This window comes from Paucibacter soli (assembly GCF_037482845.1).
Lineage (GTDB): Bacteria > Pseudomonadota > Gammaproteobacteria > Burkholderiales > Burkholderiaceae_C > Paucibacter_B > Paucibacter_B soli.
The window spans coordinates 25,352-50,166 of record NZ_JBBHJW010000005.1; the positions used below are offsets into that span (position 1 = coordinate 25,352).

23 protein-coding genes are annotated in these 24,815 nt (G+C 68.8%); 13 read left to right on the forward strand and 10 right to left on the reverse strand.

The annotated features are described in order from the left end of the window. The first annotated feature begins 2 nt into the window (after positions 1–2). Entirely contained in the window at positions 3–1,055 is a 1,053-nt protein-coding gene (locus tag WG898_RS11775) for a 2-oxoacid:ferredoxin oxidoreductase subunit beta (RefSeq protein ID WP_339602988.1), read from the forward strand. Here WG898_RS11775 and WG898_RS11780 read toward each other — a convergent pair. From WG898_RS11780 to WG898_RS11800, 5 genes are read right to left on the reverse strand one after another with little or no spacing between them, the layout of a single operon-like run. Next, positions 1,036–1,836, reverse strand: a complete 801-nt coding sequence (locus WG898_RS11780; protein WP_339602989.1) for an arginine N-succinyltransferase — start codon at positions 1,834–1,836, stop codon at positions 1,036–1,038. The two genes, WG898_RS11775 and WG898_RS11780, sit on opposite strands and share 20 nt — an antisense overlap. Then, complete coding sequence (gene astA / locus WG898_RS11785) at positions 1,833–2,909, reverse strand: arginine N-succinyltransferase (RefSeq protein ID WP_339602990.1); 1,077 nt, start codon at positions 2,907–2,909, stop codon at positions 1,833–1,835. Before astA ends, WG898_RS11780 begins: the two co-directional genes overlap by 4 nt. Beyond that, the gene (locus tag WG898_RS11790) at positions 2,906–3,901 is read right to left on the reverse strand and encodes a GlxA family transcriptional regulator (RefSeq protein WP_339602991.1); all 996 of its coding nucleotides are present in this window, start codon (positions 3,899–3,901) and stop codon (positions 2,906–2,908) included. The genes astA and WG898_RS11790 overlap by 4 nt, the downstream gene beginning before the upstream one ends. Next, positions 3,898–5,022: a succinylglutamate desuccinylase/aspartoacylase family protein gene (locus WG898_RS11795; protein WP_339602992.1), complete on the reverse strand. Its 1,125-nt coding sequence runs from the start codon at positions 5,020–5,022 to the stop codon at positions 3,898–3,900. The genes WG898_RS11790 and WG898_RS11795 overlap by 4 nt, the downstream gene beginning before the upstream one ends. A gap of 16 nt (positions 5,023–5,038) precedes the next feature. Then, positions 5,039–6,448 carry a cyanophycinase gene (locus WG898_RS11800; RefSeq protein WP_339602993.1) on the reverse strand — a complete coding sequence of 470 codons (1,410 nt, stop codon included), beginning with the start codon at positions 6,446–6,448 and terminating at the stop codon, positions 5,039–5,041. Positions 6,449–6,678: 230 nt separating this feature from the next. Here WG898_RS11800 and WG898_RS11805 point away from each other — a divergent pair, with 230 nt between their 5' ends. The 12 genes from WG898_RS11805 to WG898_RS11860 all read left to right on the forward strand — a co-directional run bounded on the left by WG898_RS11805 (position 6,679) and on the right by WG898_RS11860 (position 20,603). Beyond that, positions 6,679–9,429, forward strand: a complete 2,751-nt coding sequence (locus tag WG898_RS11805) for a TonB-dependent receptor (RefSeq protein WP_339602994.1) — start codon at positions 6,679–6,681, stop codon at positions 9,427–9,429. Further along, positions 9,386–10,504: a serine hydrolase domain-containing protein gene (locus WG898_RS11810; protein WP_339602995.1), complete on the forward strand. Its 1,119-nt coding sequence runs from the start codon at positions 9,386–9,388 to the stop codon at positions 10,502–10,504. The genes WG898_RS11805 and WG898_RS11810 overlap by 44 nt, the downstream gene beginning before the upstream one ends. Positions 10,505–10,557: 53 nt before the next feature. After that, on the forward strand, positions 10,558–12,618 hold the full coding sequence (locus tag WG898_RS11815; RefSeq protein WP_339602996.1) for a M13 family metallopeptidase: 2,061 nt from the start codon (positions 10,558–10,560) through the stop codon (positions 12,616–12,618). A 64-nt stretch (positions 12,619–12,682) separates the two neighbouring features. Continuing rightward, positions 12,683–13,783 (forward strand): ABC transporter substrate-binding protein, encoded by a 1,101-nt coding sequence (locus tag WG898_RS11820; RefSeq protein ID WP_339602997.1) that lies wholly within the window; start codon positions 12,683–12,685, stop codon positions 13,781–13,783. Positions 13,784–13,834: 51 nt separating this feature from the next. Beyond that, on the forward strand, positions 13,835–14,851 hold the full coding sequence (locus tag WG898_RS11825; RefSeq protein WP_339602998.1) for an SGNH/GDSL hydrolase family protein: 1,017 nt from the start codon (positions 13,835–13,837) through the stop codon (positions 14,849–14,851). Next, entirely contained in the window at positions 14,848–16,671 is a 1,824-nt protein-coding gene (locus tag WG898_RS11830) for a carbamoyltransferase family protein (protein ID WP_339602999.1), read from the forward strand. The genes WG898_RS11825 and WG898_RS11830 overlap by 4 nt, the downstream gene beginning before the upstream one ends. Next, positions 16,658–17,005, forward strand: a complete 348-nt coding sequence (locus WG898_RS11835; RefSeq protein WP_339603000.1) for a hypothetical protein — start codon at positions 16,658–16,660, stop codon at positions 17,003–17,005. Before WG898_RS11830 ends, WG898_RS11835 begins: the two co-directional genes overlap by 14 nt. 235 nt (positions 17,006–17,240) lie before the next feature. Next, the gene (locus WG898_RS11840; RefSeq protein ID WP_339603001.1) at positions 17,241–17,708 is read left to right on the forward strand and encodes an Lrp/AsnC family transcriptional regulator; all 468 of its coding nucleotides are present in this window, start codon (positions 17,241–17,243) and stop codon (positions 17,706–17,708) included. Positions 17,709–17,976: 268 nt separating this feature from the next. After that, a complete protein-coding gene (locus WG898_RS11845; protein WP_339603002.1) occupies positions 17,977–18,735 on the forward strand; it encodes an N-acyl amino acid synthase FeeM domain-containing protein in 759 nt (252 codons plus the stop codon). Further along, positions 18,732–19,205 (forward strand): hypothetical protein, encoded by a 474-nt coding sequence (locus WG898_RS11850; RefSeq protein WP_339603003.1) that lies wholly within the window; start codon positions 18,732–18,734, stop codon positions 19,203–19,205. Before WG898_RS11845 ends, WG898_RS11850 begins: the two co-directional genes overlap by 4 nt. 142 nt (positions 19,206–19,347) lie before the next feature. Continuing rightward, a complete protein-coding gene (locus WG898_RS11855; protein ID WP_339603004.1) occupies positions 19,348–19,725 on the forward strand; it encodes a SirB2 family protein in 378 nt (125 codons plus the stop codon). 59 nt (positions 19,726–19,784) lie between these two features. After that, positions 19,785–20,603, forward strand: coding sequence for a substrate-binding periplasmic protein (locus tag WG898_RS11860; RefSeq protein ID WP_339603005.1), 819 nt, complete (start codon positions 19,785–19,787; stop codon positions 20,601–20,603). On the opposite strand, the gene WG898_RS11865 is transcribed toward WG898_RS11860, so the two are convergent. The 5 genes from WG898_RS11865 to gyrB form a co-directional block, all read right to left on the reverse strand. Further along, positions 20,580–20,819, reverse strand: a complete 240-nt coding sequence (locus WG898_RS11865) for a hypothetical protein (RefSeq protein WP_339603006.1) — start codon at positions 20,817–20,819, stop codon at positions 20,580–20,582. The two genes, WG898_RS11860 and WG898_RS11865, sit on opposite strands and share 24 nt — an antisense overlap. Before the next feature lie 155 nt (positions 20,820–20,974). Continuing rightward, entirely contained in the window at positions 20,975–21,235 is a 261-nt protein-coding gene (locus WG898_RS11870; RefSeq protein WP_339603007.1) for a hypothetical protein, read from the reverse strand. A gap of 266 nt (positions 21,236–21,501) precedes the next feature. After that, positions 21,502–21,846: a HepT-like ribonuclease domain-containing protein gene (locus tag WG898_RS11875; protein ID WP_339603008.1), complete on the reverse strand. Its 345-nt coding sequence runs from the start codon at positions 21,844–21,846 to the stop codon at positions 21,502–21,504. Continuing rightward, positions 21,836–22,156: a nucleotidyltransferase family protein gene (locus tag WG898_RS11880; protein WP_339603009.1), complete on the reverse strand. Its 321-nt coding sequence runs from the start codon at positions 22,154–22,156 to the stop codon at positions 21,836–21,838. Before WG898_RS11880 ends, WG898_RS11875 begins: the two co-directional genes overlap by 11 nt. A gap of 37 nt (positions 22,157–22,193) precedes the next feature. Then, positions 22,194–24,746, reverse strand: a complete 2,553-nt coding sequence (gyrB, locus tag WG898_RS11885) for a DNA topoisomerase (ATP-hydrolyzing) subunit B (RefSeq protein ID WP_339603010.1) — start codon at positions 24,744–24,746, stop codon at positions 22,194–22,196. Positions 24,747–24,815: the final 69 nt, after the last annotated feature.

Below are 24,815 nucleotides of genomic sequence, written 5' to 3' on the forward strand. Positions count from 1 at the left end.
GAATGACCTACCTGGCCAAACCCAAGCTCCACCATCCATCGCTGGCGAAGAACCGCGTGGGCTACACGCGGCGCGACTACGAGGGCAAGGTCTCGACCCTGTGCGCCGGCTGCGGGCACGATTCGGTCTCGTCGGCCATCGTGCAGGCCTGCTGGCAGCTCGACATCGAGCCGCATCGCGTCGCCAAGCTCAGTGGCATCGGCTGCTCCAGCAAGACGCCCGACTATTTCCTCGGCGCCAGCCATGGCTTCAACACCGTGCATGGCCGCATGCCCAGCGTGCTGACCGGCGCCAACCTGGCCAACCGAGGCCTGCTCTACCTGGGCATCTCGGGCGATGGCGACTCGGCCTCGATCGGCCTGGGCCAGTTCGCGCATGCGATGCGGCGCGGCGTGCGCATGGTCTACATCGTCGAGAACAACGGCGTCTACGGCCTCACCAAGGGCCAGTTCAGCGCCACCGCCGACCGCGGCTCGGTGGCCAAGAAGGGCGCGGTCAACCACGACGCCGCCATCGACCTGGTGAGCCTGGCCCTGCAGCTGGGTGCCACCTATGTGGCGCGCGGCTTCAGCGGCGACAAGGCCCAGCTGGTGCCGCTCATCGAGGGCGCGATCCGCCATGGCGGCGCCGCCTTCATCGACGTCATCAGCCCCTGCGTGGCCTTCAACAACCATGCCGGCAGCACGCGCAGCTACGACTATGTGCGCGAGCACAACGAGGCGGTGAGCCGCATCGACTTCATCGACCTGGCGCCCGAGCAGCTCGCCGCCGGCGATGAGGATGTGGTGTGCGTGCCGCAGCACGACGGCAGCACCATGCGGCTGCGCAGGGTCAAGGCAGATTACGACGCCACCGACCGCATCGCCGCGATGAACCAGGTGCAGGCCCTGCAGGCCGCCGGCGAGATCGCCACCGGCCTGCTCTATGTGGACCCGCAGGCGCGCGATCTGCACCTGGGCCTGAACACCGTGGGCTGGCCGCTCAACAGCCTGGGCGAGGCCGAGCTCTGCCCGGGCAGCGCGGTGCTGGACAAGATCAACGCCGCGCTGCGCTAATTGCAGGCAGCCGGTCGATGCGGGCCGAGAACACCGGGCCGCCGTCGATGATGTTGATATGGTGGTCCCAGGCCAGGCCTTCGGCTTCCAGCAGTTCCGGCAGCAGCTGGGCCGAGGCATCCACCTGACCGATGGCCGCCTGGGTGGCGGCCGGCAGGAAGGAGGCGTAGACCGGCTGGCGCGGCAGCAGCACGGCCACCAGGGCGCGCCAGTCGGGGCCATGGCGGGCCAGCAGGCCGGCCGCATCGCCAATCACATCGCCGGCATAGAAATGCCGGCCCAGGCCCTGCCAGAAGGGTGAGCGGCCCGCGGCGTCGCGCTGGCCGGGCAGTTCGATGATGAGGGTGCTGCCATGCGCGGCGCGCTGCTCGGCCAGCCGCAGCAGGGCGCCGCGCAAAAGCAGGCGCAAGGCCGCGGCCTGCTCGGCCAGACTCAGGCCCGCGCGCGCCCAGCCGAGCTCGGCCAGCTCGCTGGCACCGGCATGGTCGCTGCCCAGCAGCAGGGTGCGCTGGCGGTGGAACAGGCGCAGCGGCTTGGCCGCATGCACGACGCAGCCGACGTGGTACCAATGGCGCGGCAGCTGCAGGCCGACGCCGGCGCGCAGCCGCAGGCAGGCGCGCGGCCGGCCGCGCTGCTCCAGCAGCAGCCATTGCTCGCTGCCGTCCGAGGCCGGCAGGGTCTCGTCGCTGCCGGGCGGCAGCCACTCGCGCAGGGCGGCAAGATCCGCGGCCAGCACCGCGCGCACGCGCGTGCCTTCTTGCTGCATGTTTCTTTCGTTCATGCCGGCTCCTCCGTGGCGCTCTCGGGCGCCGCCCAATCCAGCGGCGCGGCCAGCACCGGCTCGCCGATGCGCAGCGCCAGCGCGGCGGCGCTGGCCTCGTCCAGCGTCAGCGTGGGCGCGGCATCGGCCGGCAGCAGCACGGCGCGGAAGTCGCGCCGCCGGCCATTGCTCACCAGCTGCCAGCGCGCGCCGGGCTGCAGGCTGCCGGCCTGGCTGGGCCGGCGGCGCGCACGCCGCACCGTCTTGAGCGTGGGCAGCCGCCCCTCGACGGTGGGGCCGCCGTCGTAGATATTGATATAGGTGTCGGCCTCGAAGCCCTCGTCCAGCAGGATGGAGAAGGGCAGCTCGCCCACCGCGTGCAGCTGGCCCAGCGCCCATTGCGCGGGCTCGTCCAGCAGCGGCACATAGATGGGCGACTGCGGCATCAGCTCGGCGATACAGGCCATGTTGCGGCCGCTGGTGAGGGCCTCGGCGCTGGGGTAGTCCATGTCGAAGAAGCGCCGCCCCACCGCGTCCCAGAAGGGGCAGCCGCCGCTCTCGTCGGCCGGGCCGGGGTTCTCGGAGGCGATGCGGTCGGAAAAGCGCTCGGGATGCTGGGCGATGAAGAGCAGGCGCGCGCGCGACAGCAGCTGCGGCGCCAAGCCTTCGGCATAGGCGGGGTCGATGTGAAAGCCGGTCAGCAGGCTCACGCCGGTGAGGTCGTGGCACAGGTGCAGGGTGTGGATGCGGTTGCGCGTGCCTAACTCTGGGCTGACCTGCACGATGAACTCGTTGCGGTAGCTGTAGAAGCGATCGTGAAAGCCCGGGCTGGCCTCGATGCCGCTGGTGCCTATGATGGCGCCCCCGCGCGCCAGGTCCTCCAGCACGAACAGGTAGATCTCCTCGCCGGTGGCATCGTCCTCGGTCTCGAAGGCATGGGCCGAGCGCGCCAGCTTGTCCTGCAGGGCGCCTCGGTTGCTGGGCAGCGAGGAGATGCCGATCGCGCTGGCATGGGCCAGGCGCTCCAGCGCCGCCAGGTCGGCGGGCAGGGCCGGGCGCAGCCGATAGCGGCACGGCAGGTTGGTTTCACTCATGATGGCGAATCCTCATGCGGGGGGCGCCAGGCCTGGCTCTGGCGGCTGCGCTCCTCGCGCGGCGTGCAGCCAAAGCCGGCGCGGTAGGCGTTGGAAAAATGCGAGGCGGTGGCGAAGCCGCAGGACAGGCCGATCTGCAGCACCGACTGGCTGGTCTGGCGCAGCATGCGGCGCGCCCGCTCCAGCCGCAGGCTCAAGTACCAGCGCGCCGGCAGGGTGTCCAGATGCTGCTTGAAGAGGCGCTCCAGCTGGCGCCGCGACACGCCCACCAGGCCGGCGATGTCCTCGGTGGAAAGCGGCTCGCCGAGATTGGCCTCCATCAGCGCCACCGCCTCGGCCAGCTTGGCCGAGCCATTGCCGGCGCCGGTCAGGCGGCCGCCCTGGCGCTGGTGTTCGTCGCGGCCGCGCAGGCGCTCCAGCCCCAGGGCCATGGCCAGCTCCTGCGCCAGGCGCTCGCCGTGGCGCTGGCCCAGCCAGGCCAGCAGCAGGTCCTGGCCGGCCTGCTGGCCGGCGCAAGTGAGGCGGTCGCGGTCCAGCTCGTAGAGATGCTGGCTCAGCAGCACATCGGGATGGCGCTCGGCCAGCGCCGCGCCATGCGGCCAGCTGAGCGTGGCGCGGTAGCCGCGCAGCAGGCCGGCCTCGGCCAGCCAGGCGGCGCCGCAACCCAGGCCGCCCAGCACCAGGCCGCGCGCGGCGCAGGCGCGCAGCCAGGGCAGCAGCATGGGCGCCAGCGCCTCCTGCTCATGCCAGGCGCCATCGCTGACCACGAACACCGCGTCGAGCCCGGGCGCAAGCGCGAGCTCGGCCAGGGGCTGGCATTGCAGCCGCGCGCCCACGCCGGCCGTGACGCTGCGCTCGGCCCCCAGCAGCAGGCATTCGTAGGCCTCGCCGTCCAGCAGCTGCTTGGCGGCTGCCAGCGTCTCGATGGCGCCGGCGAGCGTCTGCAGGCCAAAGCCTGGCAGCAGCACGAAGGCGCAGCGCGTCAGCTTCATGTGGATAGCAGCTTGCCCGCACGCAGCGGCTGGCGGCCCGCCACCTTGCCCAGGCGCATGCCGGGCACCGCCATGCGGCGGTTCTCGCGCGCGAAGAACAGGCCGTCGATCGGGCTGGTGACGATGCTGCGCTGGCCGCTGATGGGGTCGATCAGCTCGGCCACCGGCTCGCCGGCGCGCAGCCGCGCGCCGACCTCGCGCAGGAACACCAGCACCCCGCCTTGCGGCGCCACGAGCGGCATCGATCCCGCCAGCGGCAGCCCCTCGCAGGCCTGCTCGGGCAGCTGCGCCACCGCACCGCTGATGAGGCCGCGCTCGGCCAGGTAATGCACGATCGCCTGCGCGTCGCGGCGCGCCAGCTGATGCTGCACATCGGCCTCGCCGCGCAGCTCGATGGTGGCCGCCAGGCAGGCCAGTGGCAGCGGTTTGTCGGCGCTGGGCGCCAGGCGCGCGCGCAGCCGCGCCCACACCATCGAGCAGGCCTCGTCGAAGGGATCGTCGCCCGAGGCATCGGCCAGCAGCGCGAGCTCGGCGCCCAGGCAACGGCCCAGCAGCTTCGCCTCGGGCCAGAGCGCCTCGGCGGTGTAGAAATGCAGGAGGGCCTCACCATCGCAATGCAGGTCCAGCACGATGTCGGCATCGATCGCCAGGCCCAGCAAGGTACGGCGCAGGCTCGCCAGCACGGTGCCGGCGGGCAGCGCGGCCACCGCCTCGCGCAGCGCCGCGCGCACCAGCCGCACATTGGCCAGCGGGTCCGGCCCCAGCCGACCCTCGAGCCGCCGCGCCACCGGCTCGGCCAGGTCGGCATAGTGGCGGTTGAAGTTCTCGCCGCTGTAGAACTCGAAGCGGCCCTGCATGCCGCGCAGCTGCCACTGGCTCATGCCCAGCGGGTTGGCGGCCGGCACCAGCACGATCTCGCCCGCGATGCGGCCGGCGGCCTCCAGCTCGTCGAGCAGCTCGCGCAGATGCTGGGCCACCAGCATGCCCGGCACCTCGTCGGCATGCAGGGCAGCCTGGATGCTGGCCTTGAGCCCGTGGCCGGGCTGCCCATAGTGCAGGCTGATGAGTTCGTGGCTGAGCCCGGGGGTGGCTGGCAGCAGGGCATGACGTTGCATGTGCATGGCCGCGCTTGCCTACTTACTGCGAGCTGCCGTCGCGTTCGGTCGCGGCGGGGCTGGCGCCGCGGTTGGTCGGCGCCCAGGGGCTGTAGAGCGGCTGCGGCAGGCGCACCGGGGTGATATCGAGGTAGAGGTTGATGACGGTGTAGTCCTCGGGGCCGAGCTCGTCGCTGCTCCAGCCTATGCTGCCGGGCCCCTTGTAGAGGCGGAACAGGAAGCCCAGCTCGGCCAGACTCTCGCCGGGCTTGGGCGCGGCCTCGAAGCTGATGCCGCGCACCTCGGGCAGGTTGCTGTCGATCAGGTAATTCATCGCGTTGGAGATTGCCGAATCGCCCAGCATGTCGGAATAGAACAGCGGGTCGGTGTAATAGGGTTTGAAGTCGGGCGTGCCGGGCTCGAGCTTCTGGCTGCGCAGCTTCAGGGCTGACGGCGTGGTGACGCGCGTCTTCAGGTTGAAGCGGTCGCCATGGTCCAGATAGGTCAGGCGCGCCTGGGTGAGGTTGAGCGCACCCAGGGTCGGGTCGGTCTTGATGTCGCTCAGGTCCACCAGCAGGGCGCCCTTGCCGCCTATCACCTCGACCTCGTCGCCGCGTATCACCGCGGCCGAGTTCTCCTCCACGCCCAGTCCCAGCTTGTAGCCCTTGGCCATCATCAGCGGGATCATGCGGCCGAAGCGGCCGCGCTTGAGGAAGTGCTGGTCGACGAACAGATCGGGGCCGACGAAGCCGAGGCCGCGGTCGATCTGCTTGCCCTCGGTCCACTTGCCCTTCATGATGCTGATCACGCTGGGTGCGTCGCGGAACATCACCCGGCTCATGATGGCCGCGCCCGCCGAGGTGCCGGCCACCACGCCGCCGCGGCGGTAGACGTCCCAGATCGCGTCGAGCATGGGCGTGGTATGGCCGCCGGGGTAGAGCACGTCGACGATGCGCTCCTGCGAGCCGCCGGTGAAGAACACGCCGCGGGCATTGCGCACCTTGGCGATCAGGGCCGGGTCGCGCACCACCTTGTTGAGGTCCACCCAACCGAACTTGGGCGCCACCGGCAGGGCCTCGGCCACCGCGCCGCGGCGCTGCAGCAGCTCCACCACCTGCTTGGCGCTGCTCTCCGGGTCTTCCGCGGCGGTGCCGAACACCACGAAGCGCGCGCCCTTGCCGCCGGCAAGGGCCACCAGCCGGCCCCAGACCTCCTCGTTGTCGGCCTTCAGCGCCCCGCCTATCGGCACCGCATGGCCCTTGATGGGCGGCTCGGCCGCTTCGTTGGCAGGTGGCGCGGCCAGCACATGGCTGAGCGCCGGTGGCGTCTTGGGCGTGGGCGCCGCTTTGCTGGCGGGCGGCGTGGCGGCCTGCGCGGCCAGCCAGCAGCTGCCGGCCAGCAGCAGGGTCAGACCTTGCGCGCTAAGTTTCAGGAGTTGTCGGGTGGCTTGCATGCTTGTGTGTTTCCAGGGCCTGCGTCAGGTGCCGATGATGGCAGCGTCGCGCGGCGCCGGGGTTCAAGGGTAGTGCCGGCCGCGTAATTGAAAAACTACCTGTCGCTTCCACGCAAGCGGCTTGCCTTGAAGCGACAGCCAGTTGCAAGCAAGCGACGAGGCGTGCAAACCCCCGGTGCCCGCGGGCCCGGCTGTTCCTAGACTGGCCCACCGCAATTGGAGAAGCCAGTATGAAACCAGCCCTGCGCCCCCAAACCGCCACCGCTTCTTCTTCGTTGTCGTCTTCGCTGCCGCCGCAACTGCGCAGCAGCACCGCGCTGGCCGCGGCCCTGCTGCTGGCCCTGCCGGCCTGGGCGCAGAGCACCGACACGCTGAACCGGGTGGAGATCACCGGTTCCGCCATCAAGCGCCTGGAGAACGAGGGCGCGCTGCCGGTGCAGGTGATCAGCCGCGAGGACATCACCAAGCAGGGTCTCACCACCGCGGCCGAGATCGTCGCCCGGCTCAGCGCCAGCGCCAGCAATCTGACCGATGGCGGCAGCATCGCCTATGGCGGCTTTCGCGACCAGATGGGCATGAATGGCGCCAATCTGCGCGGTATCGGCGTCTCGTCCACCCTGGTGCTGCTGAACGGCCGGCGTCTGGCCAACTTCGCCTCGCCCGGCGATGCCTCGGGCGTGGACCTCAACAGCATTCCGGCCGCCGCGATCCAGCGCGTCGAGGTGCTGCTGGATGGCGCCTCGGCGCTCTACGGCAGCGATGCCATCGGCGGCGTGATCAACTTCATCACCCGCAAGGACTACCGCGGCGCCGAGCTCAATGCCAGCGCCGGGCGCAGCGGCGAGGGCGGCGGCGCCAAGCGCACCGCTTCGGTGGCCGGCGGCGTTGGCGACACGAGCCGCGATGGCTTCAATGTGTTCGGCGTGCTGGATCTGCAGCGCACCAGCAGCCTGAACGCCATGCAGCGCAAGTTCATCGACGAGCTGAAGATCCCCGAGCGCCTGCCGGATCTGCTCTCCAGCGCCTCCTTTCCCGGCAATCTGCGCCTCAGCAGCAGCCAGCGCGATGCGCTCATTGACGACGGCTTCTCCAGCAATGGCAAGACCGTGATCGACAGCAAGAACATCAACCCGGCTGCGGCCAAGGGTTGCAATCCGCCCGCCTCGCTCTACCTGCCCGACGGCATCGGCGGCGTGGACGGTTGCACCTACGACTACATGCGCGACATCGAGCTCTATCCGGAGTCGGACAAGGCCAGCCTGTTCGGCCGCGGCGTGTTCGAGCTCGGCGGCGGCCACCAGTTCTTTGCCGAGGCCTCGCTGAGCCGCGCCAAGACCCTGTACACCGGCACGCCCAACCGTGTCGATGCGCTGATGGACATCTCCAAGGTGCCCGCCCTGGCCGGCACCAGCCTGGCCGGGCTGGCGGCCGACGACGAAGACCGCGTCATCAAGGTGCGTACCCGGCTGGTCGAGGCGGGTCTGCGCACCAGCGAGCTGGTGTCCAGCCACCAGCGCTATGTGGCCGGCGTGAACGGCACGCTGGCCAAGTGGGACTACGAAGTCGCGTTCAACCACAGCAGCAGCACCGTCTCCGACCGTGACCACCAGGGCTATCTCAACGAAGCCATGATCCGCGACGGCTTTGCCAAGGGCACGCTGAATCCCTTCGGCCCCTCCAACGCGGCCGGCCTGGCGCTCTACGAGGCGGCGCAGATTCGCGGCGAGGTACGGCGCGCCGAGGGCCGCATGGACAGCCTGGACTTCAAGGCCACGCGTGCGCTCTGGGCCTTGGCCGGCGGCGACCTGGCCCTGGCCCTGGGCGGCGAATTCCGCCGCGAGAAGCAGGACTACCGCCAGTCCGATGCGCTGGCCAAGGACCTGATCCTGGGTGAGACCTCGCAGGGCCCGGATGCCGACTTCGGCCGCTCGCGCAAGGTGGCCGGCGTGTTCGCCGAGCTCAGCGCGCCCATCACCAAGGCCCTGGAACTGCAGGCCGCGCTGCGCCATGAGCGCTACCAGGTCACCGGCAGCGCCACCAGCCCCAAGCTGGGCCTGAAATACGTGCCGTCCAAGGAATTGCTGCTGCGCGCCTCGGTGGGTGCGGGCTTCCGCGCGCCCAGCCTCTCCGACCTCTACCGCCCGGTCACCCAGGGCAGCTCGGCCACCTTGGTGGACCCGGTCTGCATGGCCGCCGATCCAAGCGCCACGGTGACCGATTGCTCCGACATCTGGGACACCTTCAACTACAGCAATAGCAAGCTCAAGCCCGAGCGCTCGCGCCAGTTCTCGCTGGGTGCGGTGCTGGAGCCTAAGCGCGGCATGACCTTCAACCTGGACTACTGGAACATCCAGAAACGCGACCTCATCAGCACCCTGGGCGTCGATTCCATCCTCGCGAATCTGGACAAATACGGCAGCCTGGTGCACCGCGACGAGGACGGCGTGATCGACCACATCGACCTGGTGAAGGAAAACCGTGGGCGCCAGAAGATCTCGGGCCTGGACCTGGGCGTGGCGCTGTCGGGCCTGAAGAGCGACTTCGGCAGCTTCGGCCTGCGCCTGAACGGCACCTGGACCTTGGCCTCCAAGCAGCAGACCGGCAACGACGATCCCTACTACAGCAACCTCGGCCACTTCATCAACGACGGTGTGGTGCAGCGCTGGCGCCATACCCTGGCGGCGGATTGGGAGCTGGGCCCCTGGAGCGCCACGCTGTCCAACAGCTACCTCTCCGCTTACACGGACCAGACCATCGTCGGCAAGCCCGACCGTCGGGTGGGCGCCTACTCGCTGTGGGATCTCACCGGTGCCTGGAGCTGGAACAAGGCCCTGACCCTGCGCGCCGGCGTGAAGAACCTGTTCGACACCGCCCCGCCGTTCTCGCAGCAGGCCTGGTTCTTCCTGTCCGGCTATGACCCCAGCTACACCGACACGCGTGGCCGCTTCTTCTACCTCAGCGCGCAGTACCAGTACCGTTGATGAGCGGCGGCGCCTGAGCCTGGCGGTGCTGGCCATGCTGGCCCTGCCAGGACGAGGGCATGCGGACGAGCCTGAGAGTGCGGACGCACGCATCGCGCAGCTGGCGCGCGAGCTGCCGGAGTGGATGGCCGAGCTGGGCGTGCCGGGCGCGAGCCTGGTGCTGCTGCGCGAGGCCCGGGTCTGCTGGGCCGCCCACCTGGGGGTGTTGCAGCATGGCGAGGCGCGGCCGGTGCGTGCCGACACGGTGTTCGAGGCCGCCTCGATGAGCAAGCCGGTGCTGGCGTATCTGGCCCTGCGGCAGGTGCAGGCCGGGCGGCTCGATCTGGACCGCCCGGTGCTGGATTATTCAGACGAGCGCTTCGAGCCCCCCCAGCCGGCGCAGGCGCGCATCACCGCCCGCATGCTGCTCTCGCACAGCTCGGGCCTGCCCAACTGGCGCCCGGGCGATGCTGACGATGATGATGGGGACAGCGGGCCGCTGCAGCTGGACTTCGAACCCGGCGCGCGCTTCCAGTATTCGGGCGAAGGCTATTTCTATCTGCAGCGCGTGCTGGAGCGGATCAGCGGCCTGCCCTTGCAGGCATTGGCGGCACGCGAGTTGTTCGAGCCCCTGGGCATGGGCCTGAGCAGCTTTGTGCTCACGCCCGCACTGGAGCGCTTGCGCGCGCGTGGCCACGACGAAGCCGGCCGGCCGCTGCCGCCCAGCCATTACCGCCGCGCCAATGCCGGCTACACGCTCTACACCACGGCCGGCGATTACGCCCGCTTCATTGGGTCCCTGCTGGAAGCGAAGGCGAGCGCGGCCATGCTGGCGCCGCAGATCGAGGCCGGCGACCGCCAGCCCCTGGCGCGGCCCGCGCGCGCGCGCGGCGAGCGGGTGTTCTGGAGCCTGGGCTGGGCCATCGAGCGCGGCGCGCAGGGCCCGATCGCCTATCACAGCGGCACCAACAGCACGGGCTTCCGCTGCTTCAGCCAGTTCGCGCCGACGCGCGGCAGCGGCCTGGTGCTGATGAGCAACAGCCTGGCCGGCAACAAGCTGTGGCAGCGCCTGCTGGCGCTGCTGGGTGACCTTTGAGCGCCGGGGCGTAGCTGCACGAGAATGCCGGCTCTTTACCAAAGAGCCCCACAATGCCCAAGAAGCCCTTGTTGACCCTCGCCATCGCCACGCTCTGCGGCATGGCCGGCGCCCAGGAGCAGCCGCTCACCAGCCTGCCCTACACGCCCAGCCTCGATACCGCGGCCATGGATCGCACGGCCGATCCCTGCGAGGACCTCTACCAATATGCCTGCGGCGGCTGGCTGAACAACAACCCGGTGCCGCCCGATCAGTCGCGTTGGTCGGTGTACGCCAAGATGGCCGACGAGAACCAGCGCTACCTCTGGGGCACGCTGGAACAGCTGGCCAAGGATCGCGCCGCCGGCGCCAAGCTGAGCATTAACCAGGCCAAGATGGGCGACTATTTCGCCGCCTGCATGGACGAGCAGGCCGCCAACGCAGCCGGCCTCAAGCCGCTGCAGCCGCTGCTGGACCGCATCGCCGCGCTCGGCAGCAAGCAGCAGCTGCCGGCCCTGCTGGCGGAATTGCATCTGGCGCTGGGCAATGAGCGCGTCTTGTTCGGCTTCGGCGCCAACCAGGATTTCGCCAACTCCAGCCAGGTGATCGCCTTCGCGGTGGCCGGCGGCATCAGCCTGCCCGACCGCGATATGTATCTGCAGCAGGACGAGAAGTCGATCAAGCTGCGCGAGCAGTTCCGCAGCCATATCGCGCGCAGCTTCGAGGCCCTGGGCGAGAGCCCCGCCGCGGCGCAGGCCGCCGCGCGCAGCGTGCTGGCCACCGAGACCCTGCTGGCGCAAGCCACGCTCAGCCGTGTCGACAAGCGCGACCCCTACAAGACCTTCCACAAGCTGAATGCGCGCGGCCTGCAAGACCTGACCCCCGCGTTCGACTGGGCCGCCTACCGGCGCGCGCTGGGCGTCGATCCCAAGCTCAACACGGTCAACGTCACCGAGCCGGCCTTCTTCAAGGCGCTGGACAAGCATCTGCGGGCGACCAGCCTGGACGAGCTCAAGACCTATCTGCGCTGGCAGCTGCTCAGCAGCATGGCGCCACAGCTCAACAACGAGCTGGTGCAGCTGAACTTCGACTTCTTCGGCCAGACGCTCAACGGCGTGCCGCAGCTCAAGAGCCGTTGGAAGCGCTGCGTCGAGCTGGTGGACCTGCAGCTGGGCGAGGCCCTGGGCCAGGAGTTCGTGCAGAAGAACTTCAGCCCCGAGCTGAAGGCCCAGACGCAGCGGATGGCCGGCGAGATCGAGGCCGCGATGGCCGAGCGCGTGAAGGCCCTGCCCTGGATGAGTGCGGCCACCAAGGCGCGCGCGATGGACAAGCTGCACAGCATCGTCAACAAGGTCGGCTACCCCGAGCAGTGGCGCGACTACGGCGACTTCGAGGTTTCGCGCAGCGATTTCCTCGCCAATGTGCAGCGCGGCAATGCCTTCGAGGCCAAACGCCAGCTGGCCAAAATCGGCAAGCCGCTGGACCGCGGCGAATGGGGCATGACGCCGCAGACGGTGAACGCCTATTACAACGCGCAGATGAACGACATCAACTTCCCGGCCGCGGTGCTGCAGCCGCCGCTGTACGACGCCAGGCTCGACGATGCGCCCAACTACGGCAACACCGGCGGCACCATAGGCCACGAGCTGATCCACGGCTTCGACGACGAGGGCCGGCAGTTCGATGCCAAGGGCAATCTGAAGGACTGGTGGACCAAGAAGGACGCCAAGGCGTTTGAGCAACGCGCCGCCTGCGTGGTGGACCAGTACGCCCAGTACACCATCGTCGACGACATCAAGATCAACAGCAAGCTGACCCTGGGCGAGGACCTCGCCGACCTGGGCGGCCTGGTGCTGGCGCTCTCGGCCTGGAAGTCGCATACCGCCGGCATGCAGCTGGAAAGCAAGGATGGCCTCACGCCCGAACAGCGCTTCTTCGTCGGCTTTGCGCAATGGGATTGCAACAACGCGCGCCCCGAGGCGCTGCGCGTGCAGGCCCTCACCAACCCGCATTCGCCCGGCCGCTACCGCATCAATGGCGTGGTGGTGAACATGCCGGAGTTCGAGCGCGCCTTTGCCTGCAAGCCCGGGCAGGCCATGGTCAAGCCCGAGGCGCAGCGCTGCAAGGTCTGGTAAGCCGGCCAAGCATAGCCGGGGGGGTTTGCTTTTTGCCGGCAGACCTGAAAGACTGCAAGGCACCATGCCAAACCGCCGCCGCGCTCTGTGGGCCTTCGCCTGTCTGATGGCGGGCGCTGCCGGCGCGCAGGCGCAGGAGCTGCGCATCGCCGCGTCGGCGGCGCTGAGCGGGCCGGCCGCGGCGCTGGGCCGGCGCTACCACGCCGGTGCCAGGTCTTGCTTCGAGCAGCTCAACCAGCATGGCGGCATCGGCGGTGCGCGCATCGTGCTGGATCTGCGCGACGATGCCTATGAACCCGAGCAGGCCGAGGCCAACACGCGCGCCTTTGTCGAGGACGAGCGCATCCTGGCGCTGTTCGGCTATGTCGGCACGCCCACCAGCAAGGTGGCCCTGCCCTATGTGCGGCGCTGGCGCATCCCCTTTCTGGGCCCCTTCACCGGTGCCGACATCCTGTGGGAGCCCGGCAACCCGCAGGTCTTCAATGTGCGTGCCAGCTACCGCGAGGAAGCGGTGGCGCTGGCCGAGGCCATGCGCAAGGCCGGCGTGCAGCGCCTTAACGTGATGTACCAGGCCGATCTGTTTGGCCGCGCCGGGCTGGAGGCGATGCGCGCCGCCGTGCAGCCCCTGGGCATCGCGCTGGGCGCGGTGGCCACCTTCAAGCGCAATACCGTCGAGGTGCAGGAGGGCGTGCGCGCCCTGGTGGGCAAGAACAGCGCCGAGGCGATCTTTGTGGTGGGCACCTACACCAGCATGGCGGCCTTCGTGAAACAGGCGCGCGCGGCCGGCTTCAAGGGCCGTTTCTACACCCTCTCCTTTGTCGGCCTGGAACCCCTGCGCGAGGCCCTGGGCGCGGCCATGCAGGGCGTCACCGTGGCCCAGGTGGTGCCCGACGCCGAGGATCGCAGCATCCCGGTGGTGGCGGCCTACCAGCAGGCCATGCGCGAGGCCGGCGAGAAGAGCTTCGACTCGATCAGCCTGGAAGGCTATCTGGCCGCGCGCGTGCTGGTGGAGGGCTTGCGCCGCGCCAGGCCGCCGCTCACGCGCGAGAGCCTGGAGCAGGCGCTGGCGACGCTGGGCGAGCTGGAGCTGGGCGGCTTTGGCGTGCATTACGGCGCCGAGCTGCGCCGCGGCTCCAGCTATCTGGGCTTGAAGACCGGACCCTGAGCCGCCTGCTAGGGTCTGGTCAAGCCCCCGGCTTGGATGTAGCTTGCCGCCATGAGGCAGCAGTTCGAGTACCACCCGCTGATCGGCTATCGCTACATCGCCGGGCTGCGGGCCCGCGTGCCGCATGAGTCGGGCGGTTATCTGCTGCATACCAACGCGCAGGGCTTTCGCTGCGCCCATGATTTCGAGCCGGCGCTGCGACCCGGCAAGCCGCAGCGGGTGCTGCTGTTCGGCGACTCCTTCACCGCCGGCGACGGGGTGCGCAACGAGCTGCGCTACGGCGATCTGCTGGAGGCCATGCTGCCGGGGCTGGAGGTCTACAACTTCGGCCTGCCGGGCACCGGCACCGACCAGCAATACCTGTGCTGGTCGGACTGTGCCCAGGGCATCGCGCATGAGCTGGTGATCGTGGCCGTGCTGGTGGAGAACATCCGCCGCGTCGCCTCGCGCTACCGCCCCTTCGTCGACGACGCCGGCCGCCGCAGGCTGCTGGCCAAGCCCTATTTCGAGCTCGACGGCAATGGCGGGCTGCGGCTGTGCCAGGTGCCGGTGCCGCGCGAGCCGCTAGCCCCTGCCAGCCTGCCCGCGGCCGAGGCCGGCTTTGTCGAACAGGGTGGCCGGCATGCCGGGCTGCGCGCCTGCGTGAACGCGCTGGGCTTGAAGCCGCTGGCGCAGCGCCTGCATGCCTACCAGCCCTGTCCGGAGTACGAGCATGCCGAGCATCCCGCCTGGCGCTTGCTGAGCGCCATCCTGGCGCAATGGGTGGCCCGGGTGGGTGCGCCCCGCCTGCTGCTGTTGCCGCTGCCGCTCTACCAGCATGTCGAGCAGCGCGCCGATGCAAGCGCCTACCGGGCGCGCTTTGCGGCGCTGGCCGCGCAACTGGGATGTCAGCTGCACGATCCGCTGCCCGAGCTGCTGGGCTACGAGATGGCGGCGCGGCGCGGCTTTCGCTTCGAGCATGATGTGCACCCCAGCGCGGCGGGCCATCGCGCGCTGGCGCGTTCGCTGGCGCCGGTGCTGGCCGCGCGGCTGGGCCTGGCGCAGGCGCCGCAGGGGCTTGAACCATGAGCTGCCATGTGCTGGGCATCTCGGCGCTCTACCACGACGCCGCGGCCGCGCTGGTGAGCGATGGCGCCATCGTCGCCGCGGCGCAGGAGGAGCGCTTCTCGCGCCGCAAGCATGACCCCAGCCTGCCGCTGGGCGCCATCAACGATTGCCTGGAGCAGGCCTTTCTCGACGCCTCCGAGCTGGCCGCGGTGGTGTTCTACGAGGACCTTGCGCTGGCCTTCGACCGCGCCCTCAAGAGCCTGCTGCAGACTGCGCCGGACAGCCTGCCGCAATGGTTGCGCGCCGCGCCCGCGCTGCTGGGCGCCAGGCCCCTGGTGGGCGCCGCGCTGCGCGCCCTGCTGGGCCCGCAGGTCCGCCTGCTGACGGTGCCGCATCACTTCGCCCATGCCGCCTCGGCGTTCTACCCATCGCCCTTCGAGGAGGCGGCCATCCTCGTGATGGACGGCGTGGGCGAATGGGCCAGCACCAGCATAGGCCGGGGCCGGGGCAGCCGCGTGGAGCTGCTGCGGCAGATCAACTACCCGCACAGCCTGGGCCTGCTCTACAGCGCCTTCACCGCCTATTGCGGCTTCAAGGTGAACTCGGGCGAATACAAGCTGATGGGGCTGGCACCCTATGGCCGGCCGGTCTATGCGGGCCTGATACGCGAGCGCCTGATTGACCTCAGGCCCGATGGCTCGTTCCGCCTGCATAGCGAGTACTTCGGCTACCTGGGCGGCGACAGCATGACGAATGCGCGCTTTCATGCCCTGTTCGGCGGGCCACCGCGCGCCGCCGAGGCGCGCATCACGCGGCGCGAGATGGATCTGGCCGCGTCCATCCAGCTGGTGCTGGAAGAGGCGGTGCTGGCGCTGGCCGCGCAGGCGCGCGCCCTCACCGGCCTGCGTCGGCTGGTGCTGGCGGGCGGGGTGGCGCTGAATTGCGTGGCCAATGGCAGACTGCTGCGCGCGGGCCTGTTCGACGACATCTGGATCCAGCCGGCCGCGGGCGATGCCGGGGGCGCGCTGGGCGCGGCGCTGCTGGCCACGCATGGCTATTTCGGGCTGCCGCGCCCGGCGCGCGCCGACGGGCAGGACGCGCAGCGCGGCAGCCTGCTGGGGCCGGCCTATGCAAGCGCCGAGGTGCGGGCCTTTCTCGACCGCGCCGGCCTGCCCTACGAGCATGTCGACGATGCGGCAGCGCTGGCACGCCGCATCGCGGCGGCGCTGGCCGCCGGCCAGGTGGTCGGGCTGCTGAGCGGCCGCATGGAGTTCGGCCCGCGCGCGCTGGGCGCACGCTCCATCCTGGGCGATCCGCGCGGCGCGCAGATGCAGGCGCGCATGAACCTGAAGATCAAGTACCGCGAGTCCTTCCGCCCCTTTGCGCCGGTGGTGCTGGCGGAGCGCGCGGCCGCTTGCTTCGAGCTGGATCGCGACAGCCCCTATATGTTGCTGGTGGCGCCTGTGCGTGGCGCCAGCAGCGCGGCCCTGGCCGAGGGTGAGGACGACATGCTGCAGCTGCTCGCCCGCCAGCGCTCCGTGCTGCCGGCCATCACCCATGTGGACGGCAGCGCGCGCGTGCAGACGTTGCGGCGCGAACAGCATGCGCTGCTGCATGCGGTGCTGTGCGAGTTCGAGCGCTTGAGCGGCTGCCCGGTGCTGGTCAACACCTCCTTCAATGTGCGCGGCGAGCCCATCGTCTGCTCGCCGCGCGACGCCTACCGCTGCTTCATGCGCACCGGCATGGAGCTGTTGGTGCTGGAAGACTGCCTGCTGCAGCGCGCGGCGCAGCCACCCTGGGTGGACGATGAGGACTGGAGGCAGATCCATGCACTCGACTGAGCAGCAGGCGCTGCGCGACTTCTTCGAGCAGCGGCTGCTGCCGCTGGCCCGGCGCCTGCGCGCGCAAGGCCAGCCCCTGTTCCCGCTCGGGCCCGAGCCGGCGCTGGCCAGCTATTACCTGCCGGCGGCGCCCGCCAGCCTCGGCCAGGCGGATTTCGAGCCTGGCCCGGCGGCGTCTGTGGCCGAGTTCGGGCAGGCGCTGGCGCGGCTATGGCATGACGAACCCGAATTGCTGGCCCTGCTGCCCGAGCTGCTGGCGCTGCTGCCGCAGCTGGCGGCATCAGCGCCGGATGGGCCGGCCGAGCTGTCGGCCTTCATCTACGCGATGCTGTAACAACGCCGCAACCCCCGGCACTTGTGATGCCTGGGGTATCGGCTGCAGGGCCGCCGGCCTTGGTGGGCCGCGCCTGCACCGCGTGGCCTTGGCCGGCGGTTGTCTTTGCTTCTGGCTGCTGATCGCAGTGCCTTCAGTGTAGGCCGCGGGGCGGGGCAGAAAATTGCGAAGATGGCTTGATCGCTGCGAGTATTGGCAGACAATTGCGCGAATACCATGAATGCGGGCATTGGCCATGGAGATAGACCGAATTGACAGGCAGATCCTTGAAATCCTCCAGGAGGATGGCCGCATTGCCAACCAGGAGCTGGCGGATCGCGTGGGCCTCTCGCCCTCGCCCTGCCTGCGGCGCGTGCGCGCGCTCGAGGAGGCCGGGCTGATCGCCGGCTACCGCGCCCTGCTGGACGCCAAGAAGCTGGGCCTCTCGCTGATGGCCCTGGTGCATATCTCCATGGACCAGCACACGCCCGAGCGCTTTGCCAACTTCGAGGCCTCGGTGCGGCTTCTGCCCGAGGTGCTGGAATGCCTGCTCATCACCGGCCAGCAGGCCGATTACCAGCTCAAGCTGGTGGTGCGCGATATGGACCATTTCCAGAGCCTGCTGCTGGGCAAGCTGACGCGCATCCAGGGCGTGACCGGTGTGCACTCCAGCTTCGTGCTGCAGCATGTGGTGAACCGCACCGCGCTGCCGGTGGGGGGCTGAGCGAGGCCGCGGGGCGACGGCGACGGCGACGCGACGCCGCAGCGCAAGGCAGAGAAGCGGCATGGAAGCAGGCCTTGACGGGCTTTGTCGGGCCGCGCTTTGGTCGAAAGATAAGGCTTCCTTGGTGCAAACCAGCGCTTGGCGGCCGTCCAGGCGCCGGTGCGCAGACGCTGCCGGGCGCACATCGTCTGCATGCCTGCAAGGCCGCATGGCCGGGCGGGCAGGGGGTGAGTTGTCAGCGCCCTTTCATTCATCAAGCGAGGTCAAGATGTTGGAAGCAGACGAACGATCCGGGCAGGCCTACCTGGCGCAGTCCAGCCATGCGGCGCCGAGCCTCAGTGCCGGCGAGGCCGAGCGCGTGAAGATCCGCATCGCCAGCTCGGCGCTGCACCAGGGCGAGGTGGCGGCCCTGCTGGAGCGGCGCTACCGTGCGCGCGGCTACAGCGCCCCCGAGCTGCAGGTCGATGCCGACAGCGAGCGCGCCATCACCCTGTGCGCCGAGACCGGGCAAGGCGATGTCATAGGCACACTGACGGTCGCGCTGGACGCGCCCCAAGGCATGCTGTGCGACGAGGTCTATGGCGACTGCCTGCAGGCCTACCGCGATGCCGGCGAGCGGCTGTGCGAGATGAGCAAGTTCGCCGTCGAGGGCGCCGCCGAACAGGGCGGCTACGGCAAGACGGTGCTGGCCGCCTTGATGAACGTGGCCTATATCTACTGCCGGCTGCTGCACGGTGCCGACCGGGTCTTCATCGAGGTGAACCCGCGCCATGAGGTCTTTTATCGGCGCTGGCTGGGCTTCAGGCGCGCCGGCGAGCTGCGCAGCTGCGTGCGTGCGAATGCGCCCGCCGTGCTGCTGGCGCTGCCGCTGGCGCATGTGGACCAGCAGCTCAGCCTGCTGGCCGGGCATGCGCAGGGCGCCCATGCCAGCCACGCCAGCAGCATCTATCCCTATTTCGCCGGCGCAGCCAAGCAATCCGCCATCGCAGCACGCCTGCGCACGGCGATGGGGAGGGCCATCAATTGAACGCCTTCATCCTGCATTTCGAGCTGACCCGGCCGCGCCCCTGGGGCCAGCTATGGAGCTTGCTGCTGCCGTGGCGCAAGCCCTGGGCGCCGGCCGCGCCGCCGGGCGCGGTGAGCCTGGCCGGGACCGACGCGGGCAAGCGTGCCGTCCCAACCCCGGCGCACGCCTTGCAGGCCTTGCTCGACAGGCTCGGGCCGAGCTCGCAGGGCTTGAGCGAGCTGGGCCGTGTGGCGTGCACACTGCGGCTGGCCGCCGCGCACAACCCGCTGGCGCATCTGGGCGCCGACACGCTGACGCAGGCGATGCGGCAGCTGGAGGGCGTGGCAGACCTGTGCCACGATGCCGAACTGGCCCTGCTGCATTTGCAGATGCACAGGCGCGTGGAGGAATTGCGCACGCGCGCGCAGGCGGCGCGTCATGGGCAGCAGGCGCTGCCGGCGTCGCAAGGCGGCTGCACCGGCGCCGCCTGAGCCGAAGCGAGACACTGCGAGTCGATACCATATGGCCCGGCCGGCCAGCAGTGCCGGGCCAAGGCGACAACAAGAACGATGCGGGCAGACCGGCTTGACAGCGCCATGGGCGCTGCCCAAGCTCTGCACAGAGGGATTCGAAATGAGCTGGTTCTATTCGCAGATGCAGGACATGCACATCCTGCTGGCCTGGTGCAGCGTGGCGCTCTTTCTGGTGCGCGGCCTGGCGCTGCAATTCAAGGCCGAGTGGCCGCTGGACGTGCGCCTGCGCGCGCTCGTGTTCGGCGTCAACTTCCTGCTGGCGATCGCCGGCCTCAGCCTGTGGGGCTCGCTCAACTACAACCCCTTGGTGCACACCTGGCTGCTCGCCAAGTTCATCGCCATCGGCGCCTACATGGCCTGCGTGCACTGGGCCATGGACCGCGGCGAGTTCAGCCCGCTGGCCTATGTGGCGGGCCTGCTGCTGCTGGCTTATGTGATGGCCGTGGCCAGCACACGCGATCCGCTGCTGGGCTTCTGACCCAAGCTGGGCGGGGCTGGCCTCAACGATGCACCCGCTGCCTCAAACTATCATGGCCCATGCGCCAAGCGGTGATCACTTTCGGCGACAGCCGCCGTCGACCCGGGCTGTGCCCGCGTAGGGGAACTGCGCTGCGGCTTGCCGGCCTGGTGCTGGCCGGCCTATGCAGCTTGCAGGCGGCCCTGGCCGCCGAACCGAAGAAGCTCACCCTGGGCACCAATGTCGACGAGACGAACTTCACGGGCCTGTGGTCACGCCTGCTCTATGCCGAAGCGTTCAAGCGCCTGGGGATGGAACTTCAGATCGTGGTGGCGCCGCTCAAGCGCCTGGAAATGCTGCTGGAGCGTGGCGAGATCGATGGCGAAATGATTCGTGGCCCGGCCTATGGCGCCGCGCACCCGCGCCTGCAGGTGGTGGAGCTCCCCTTGGCTCGCCTGTCCTATGCGCTCTATGCGCTGCAGGCGCCGCCGGGCCTGCGCAGCCTGGACGACCTGGCCAGCGGGCGCTTGCGCGGGGCTTATCGGCGCGGTGTGGTGTTTTGCGACGAGGCCTTGAGGCCGCGCCTGGCAAAGCAGCAGCTCACGGCGGTCACCACAGTCAAGCAGAGCGTCGACATGCTGGCCGCCGGCCATGCCGACTTCATCTGCGACGTCTCCATGGGCATCGCTCAGTACGAATTCGAGACCAGGACGCAAGGCAACAAGAACAGGCTGCAAAAGCTCTTTGACATCAGCCCGCCGCAAGCAAGCAGCAGCTATCTGCTGGAGAAGCACGCACCCTTTGCCGCACAACTGGCCAGCACGCTCAAGCAGATGGAGAGCGAGGGCCTGGTCGAGCAATACCGGCTCGAGGCGCTAGCGCGCTTGAAGCCGCCCTGAGGCGACCTGGCCGCCGCCCTCGGGCTCGGGCGCGGCCCATTCATGCCCGCAGTCCAGGCAGCGGTGGTGGACGGGCTCGCAAGGCAGGCAACACCCGCCCAGCGCGATCTCGCCGCGCTCGGCCGCATCCATCGCTTCGGGCGAGGGAAAGCCAAAAAGGATGTTCACGCCGGAGGGCTTGCCGCAGGCGGGGCAGCGAAGTTTGGGAGGTGTCATGGTTTTGCTTGAGGTTTGGGCCTGGACGCATGCGCCCGGATGGCGGGCGCGTGAGGGGGGCCTGATGTCGAGATGAGATGACCGATTGAAATATTCGATCGATACCGGTCAACAAATGGGGGATCGCTCCCCCTGGGTGCACGACGCCCTTGCGCTCAATGCAGCGTGGCGTCCCCCGCTTCCTTGCGGGCCCACTCGGCCATGTACTCGAACACCTTGGCTACGTGGCGCATCTTGGCCGGCTTCTCGTCGTCGCCGTAGGTGTGCTGCACGCACAGGCCGTCGCCGCGCTTGCCACCCTGGACCCACAGCAGGCTGAACTCGGCCCCCAGCCGGTGGGTCAGCTCCATAGCGAAGTCCTCGTACTTGCCGCGCGGCATGTCGGCATCCCGGTCGTCGTCATTGGTGTTGATCATCTTGCATCCCTGTGCTTGGCGCACCGCCATCCGGTGCAGGGAGGAGCTTGCATGACGGGCGGCTCATGGGGTGAGCCACTGAAAAGGACGATTGGCGTCGGGAGACGGCGGGACGGCCCGGCCTTTTCAAGGTCGCGTCTCGTTCTGGGAAAACCCGGGGGGCCGCCCGTGCCCAAAGAGCCTTGAAAATAGGTGTCGCGCGGACCGGCCGGGCGTTTGCCTGTTGGATTTCCGGAACCCGCCAGGGCGATCCGTCCCAGCCGTATTTACTCTACGGAATTCAGCAGCATCCTCATGCGTTCGCACAGCGGGGCCAGGTGTTGCTCCACCACACCCCAAACCAGCTTGTCGTTCACCGTCGCATAGGCATGCACCAGCACATTGCGCAGGGCCACGGCCTGGGGCAGATCGGGGATGGTGGCGGCGGTGGCGGGGTCGGCCTTGCGCAACTGGCCCAGTGCCTCGCCAACGATCTCCAGCTGCCGCTCCACGGCGGAGCGCAGCATTTCGTCCTGCAGGTAGTCGGCAAAGGTCTTGCTTTGCACGAAGCGACCCGCGCGCTCGGCGGCCTGCAAGGCATCCCAGAGGTACTTGGCCGGGTCAGGCGCCATACAGCGGCACTTGCTCGGCTTCGATGCGGCGGCGCAGATAAGGGTTGCGCAGGGCGTCGGGGGTCAGCAGGTCCACCGGGCGGTTGAACAGCTGCTCCAGGTCTTGCTTGAGTGCAAAGAAGGCCCGGGAATAAGCGGCGGGCTGCAGCGTATCGTCGAAGGCAACCAGGAAATCGAGGTCGCTGTCAGCGGCGCGGAAGTCTGCCCGCACGGCCGAACCAAACACATGCAGGCTGTGCGCATGATGGCGCTGGCACAGCTCGGCCAGCTGTGCCTGGTGCTCGGTGATGAATGCCTGCGCGGTGCCCATGCCGGTATTCAACCCGCCGTGGGGGCGGGCCGTCAACTCAAACGTCGATATTCGCCGCCCTCAGCGCATTCGTCTCGATGAAGTCGCGGCGCGGCTCCACTTCGTCGCCCATCAGCATGGTGAACACGCGGTCGGCTTCGATGGCGTCGTCGATCTGCACGCGCAGCAGGCGGCGCACGTTCGGGTCCATCGTCGTTTCCCAGAGCTGTTCGGGGTTCATTTCGCCCAGGCCCTTGTAGCGCTGGCGGCCCACCGAGTTTTCGGCTTGCTGCATCAGCCAGTCCATGGCACCGCGGAAGTCGGCCACCTTGAACTCCTTGGCCTTCTCGCCCTCGCCCTTGCGGACCAGGGCGTTCTCGCCGATCAGGCCCTTGAAGGTGCTGCCGGCGCGCGCCAGCACTTCGTAGTCGGCGCCGTGCACGAAGTCGGCATTGATGATGCTGGAGCGGGTGTTGCCATGGTGGCGGCGCGCGATGCGCAGGAACAGCTTGTCGGTGCGAGCGTCGTACTCGCTGGTGACGAGGGCGTCGTGCAGCGCGGCCTGCATCGCGGCGGCGGCGGCCTCGGCGGCTTCCTTGCTGTCGAGGTTGATGCTCAGGCCGCTGGCCAGCACGCGCAGGGCTTCGAAGTCCATCCAGTTGGCGAGGCGCGTGATCACGCTCTCGGCCATTACATAGTTGCGCGCCAGCGCTTCGAGCGCCTCGCCGCTCAGCACGGCATCGCCAATGCCGGTGTGCAGATGCGCGTCCTGCAGCGCCACCTTGAGCAGGAAGCCGTCGAGTTCATGCGCGTCCTTCAGGTACTGCTCATGCTTGCCGACCTTGACCTTGTAGAGCGGTGGCTGGGCAATGTAGATATGGCCGCGCTCCACCAGCTCGGGCATCTGGCGGTAGAAGAAGGTCAAGAGCAGGGTGCGGATGTGGGCGCCGTCGACGTCCGCGTCGGTCATGATGATGATGCGGTGGTAGCGCAGCTTGTCGGGGTTGAAATCGTCGCCGCCGGCACCGCGGCCGATGCCGGTGCCCAGGGCCGTGATCAGCGTGAGGATTTCGTTGGAGGTGAGCAGCTTTTCATAGCGCGCCTTCTCGACGTTCAGGATCTTGCCGCGCAGCGGCAGGATGGCCTGGAACTTGCGATCACGGCCCTGCTTGGCGGAGCCGCCGGCGGAGTCGCCCTCGACGATGTAGATCTCGCACATCGCGGGGTCTTTTTCCTGGCAGTCGGCCAGCTTGCCGGGCAGGCCCAGGCCGTCCAGCACGCCCTTGCGGCGCGTCATCTCGCGCGCCTTGCGCGCGGCCTCGCGGGCGCGCGCGGCGTCGAGGATCTTGCCGCAGACGATCTTGGCGTCGGTGGGGTTCTCCAGCAGCCAGTCATTCAGCTTGTTAGCCACGATGTCTTCCACCGGGCCGCGCACCTCGCTGGAGACCAGCTTGTCCTTGGTCTGACTGCTGAACTTGGGCTCGGGCACCTTGACACTCACCACGCAGGCCAGGCCTTCGCGCATATCGTCGCCGGCCACCTCGACCTTGGCCTTCTTGGCGAGATCGTTGTCGGTGATGTATTTGTTCAGCACGCGCGTCATCGCGGCGCGCAGGCCGGTGAGGTGGGTGCCGCCGTCGCGCTGCGGGATGTTGTTGGTGAAGCAGAGCACGTTCTCGTTGAAGCCGTCGTTCCACTGCATGGAGACTTCGACGCCGATATTGGTGCCCTGGTCCGACATCTTGTCGCCCTGGGCGTGGAAGATGTTGGGATGCAGGGTGCTCTTGCCCTTGTTGATGAACTCGACGAAGCCGCGCACGCCGCCCGCGTAGGCGAAGTTGTCTTCCTTGTTGTTGCGCTCGTCGACCAGGCGGATCTTCACGCCGTTGTTGAGGAAGCTCAGTTCCCGAAGCCGCTTGGCCAGGATGTCGTAGTGGAAGTCGTTGTTCTGCTGGAAGATCTCGGTGTCGGGCAGGAAGTGCACCTCGGTGCCGCGCTTGTCGGTATCGCCGATCACGCGCATCGGGCTGGTTTCGAAGCCGTCCACCACCTCGATCAGGCGATCCTGCGGAATGCCTTGCTTGAACTCGATCTGGTGCACCTTGCCGTCGCGGCGCACCGTCAGGCGCAGCCACTTGGAGAGGCCGTTCACGCAGCTCACGCCCACGCCGTGCAGGCCGCCCGAGACCTTGTAGCTGTTCTGGTTGAACTTGCCGCCGGCGTGCAGCTCGGTCAGCGCGATTTCGGCGGCAGAGCGCTTGGGCTCGTGCTTGTCGTCCATCTTCACGCCGGTGGGGATGCCGCGGCCGTTGTCGATCACGCTGATCGAGTTGTCGGTGTGGATGGTGACGATGATGTCGTCGCAATGGCCGGCCAGCGATTCGTCGATCGAGTTGTCCACCACTTCGAACACCAGGTGGTGCAGGCCGGTGCCGTCCGAGGTGTCGCCGATATACATGCCGGGGCGCTTGCGCACCGCTTCCAGGCCTTCGAGGATCTGGATCGAGTCCGCGCCGTAGACCGCGCCCGAGGAGGCTTCCGCCGTGACGGCAGCCTGCTGCTTCTCGGTCAGGCCGTCGGGGTTTTGTTCGTTGCTGGGCACATCACTCATCGGGGACTCTCTCTCACTCGCGGGCCCTTGCATGCGGCCCTTTAAAAGCACTGAAGCGGGCCGGGGCCC

Coding starts and splice junctions, on each gene's coding strand:
- WG898_RS11835 (WP_339603000.1), top strand. CDS start 16,658: ATGCACTCGACTGAGCAGCAGGCGCTGCGCGACTTCTTCGAGCAGCGG.
- WG898_RS11780 (WP_339602989.1), bottom strand. CDS start 1,836: ATGAACGAAAGAAACATGCAGCAAGAAGGCACGCGCGTGCGCGCGGTG.
- WG898_RS11830 (WP_339602999.1), top strand. CDS start 14,848: ATGAGCTGCCATGTGCTGGGCATCTCGGCGCTCTACCACGACGCCGCG.
- WG898_RS11775 (WP_339602988.1), top strand. CDS start 3: ATGACCTACCTGGCCAAACCCAAGCTCCACCATCCATCGCTGGCGAAG.
- WG898_RS11800 (WP_339602993.1), bottom strand. CDS start 6,448: ATGCAAGCCACCCGACAACTCCTGAAACTTAGCGCGCAAGGTCTGACC.
- WG898_RS11865 (WP_339603006.1), bottom strand. CDS start 20,819: ATGACACCTCCCAAACTTCGCTGCCCCGCCTGCGGCAAGCCCTCCGGC.
- WG898_RS11790 (WP_339602991.1), bottom strand. CDS start 3,901: ATGAAGCTGACGCGCTGCGCCTTCGTGCTGCTGCCAGGCTTTGGCCTG.
- WG898_RS11820 (WP_339602997.1), top strand. CDS start 12,683: ATGCCAAACCGCCGCCGCGCTCTGTGGGCCTTCGCCTGTCTGATGGCG.
- gyrB (WP_339603010.1), bottom strand. CDS start 24,746: ATGAGTGATGTGCCCAGCAACGAACAAAACCCCGACGGCCTGACCGAG.
- WG898_RS11825 (WP_339602998.1), top strand. CDS start 13,835: ATGAGGCAGCAGTTCGAGTACCACCCGCTGATCGGCTATCGCTACATC.
- WG898_RS11815 (WP_339602996.1), top strand. CDS start 10,558: ATGCCCAAGAAGCCCTTGTTGACCCTCGCCATCGCCACGCTCTGCGGC.
- WG898_RS11855 (WP_339603004.1), top strand. CDS start 19,348: ATGAGCTGGTTCTATTCGCAGATGCAGGACATGCACATCCTGCTGGCC.
- WG898_RS11860 (WP_339603005.1), top strand. CDS start 19,785: ATGCGCCAAGCGGTGATCACTTTCGGCGACAGCCGCCGTCGACCCGGG.
- WG898_RS11840 (WP_339603001.1), top strand. CDS start 17,241: ATGGAGATAGACCGAATTGACAGGCAGATCCTTGAAATCCTCCAGGAG.
- WG898_RS11875 (WP_339603008.1), bottom strand. CDS start 21,846: ATGGCGCCTGACCCGGCCAAGTACCTCTGGGATGCCTTGCAGGCCGCC.
- WG898_RS11880 (WP_339603009.1), bottom strand. CDS start 22,156: ATGGGCACCGCGCAGGCATTCATCACCGAGCACCAGGCACAGCTGGCC.
- WG898_RS11805 (WP_339602994.1), top strand. CDS start 6,679: ATGAAACCAGCCCTGCGCCCCCAAACCGCCACCGCTTCTTCTTCGTTG.
- WG898_RS11870 (WP_339603007.1), bottom strand. CDS start 21,235: ATGATCAACACCAATGACGACGACCGGGATGCCGACATGCCGCGCGGC.
- WG898_RS11845 (WP_339603002.1), top strand. CDS start 17,977: ATGTTGGAAGCAGACGAACGATCCGGGCAGGCCTACCTGGCGCAGTCC.
- astA (WP_339602990.1), bottom strand. CDS start 2,909: ATGAGTGAAACCAACCTGCCGTGCCGCTATCGGCTGCGCCCGGCCCTG.
- WG898_RS11795 (WP_339602992.1), bottom strand. CDS start 5,022: ATGCACATGCAACGTCATGCCCTGCTGCCAGCCACCCCCGGGCTCAGC.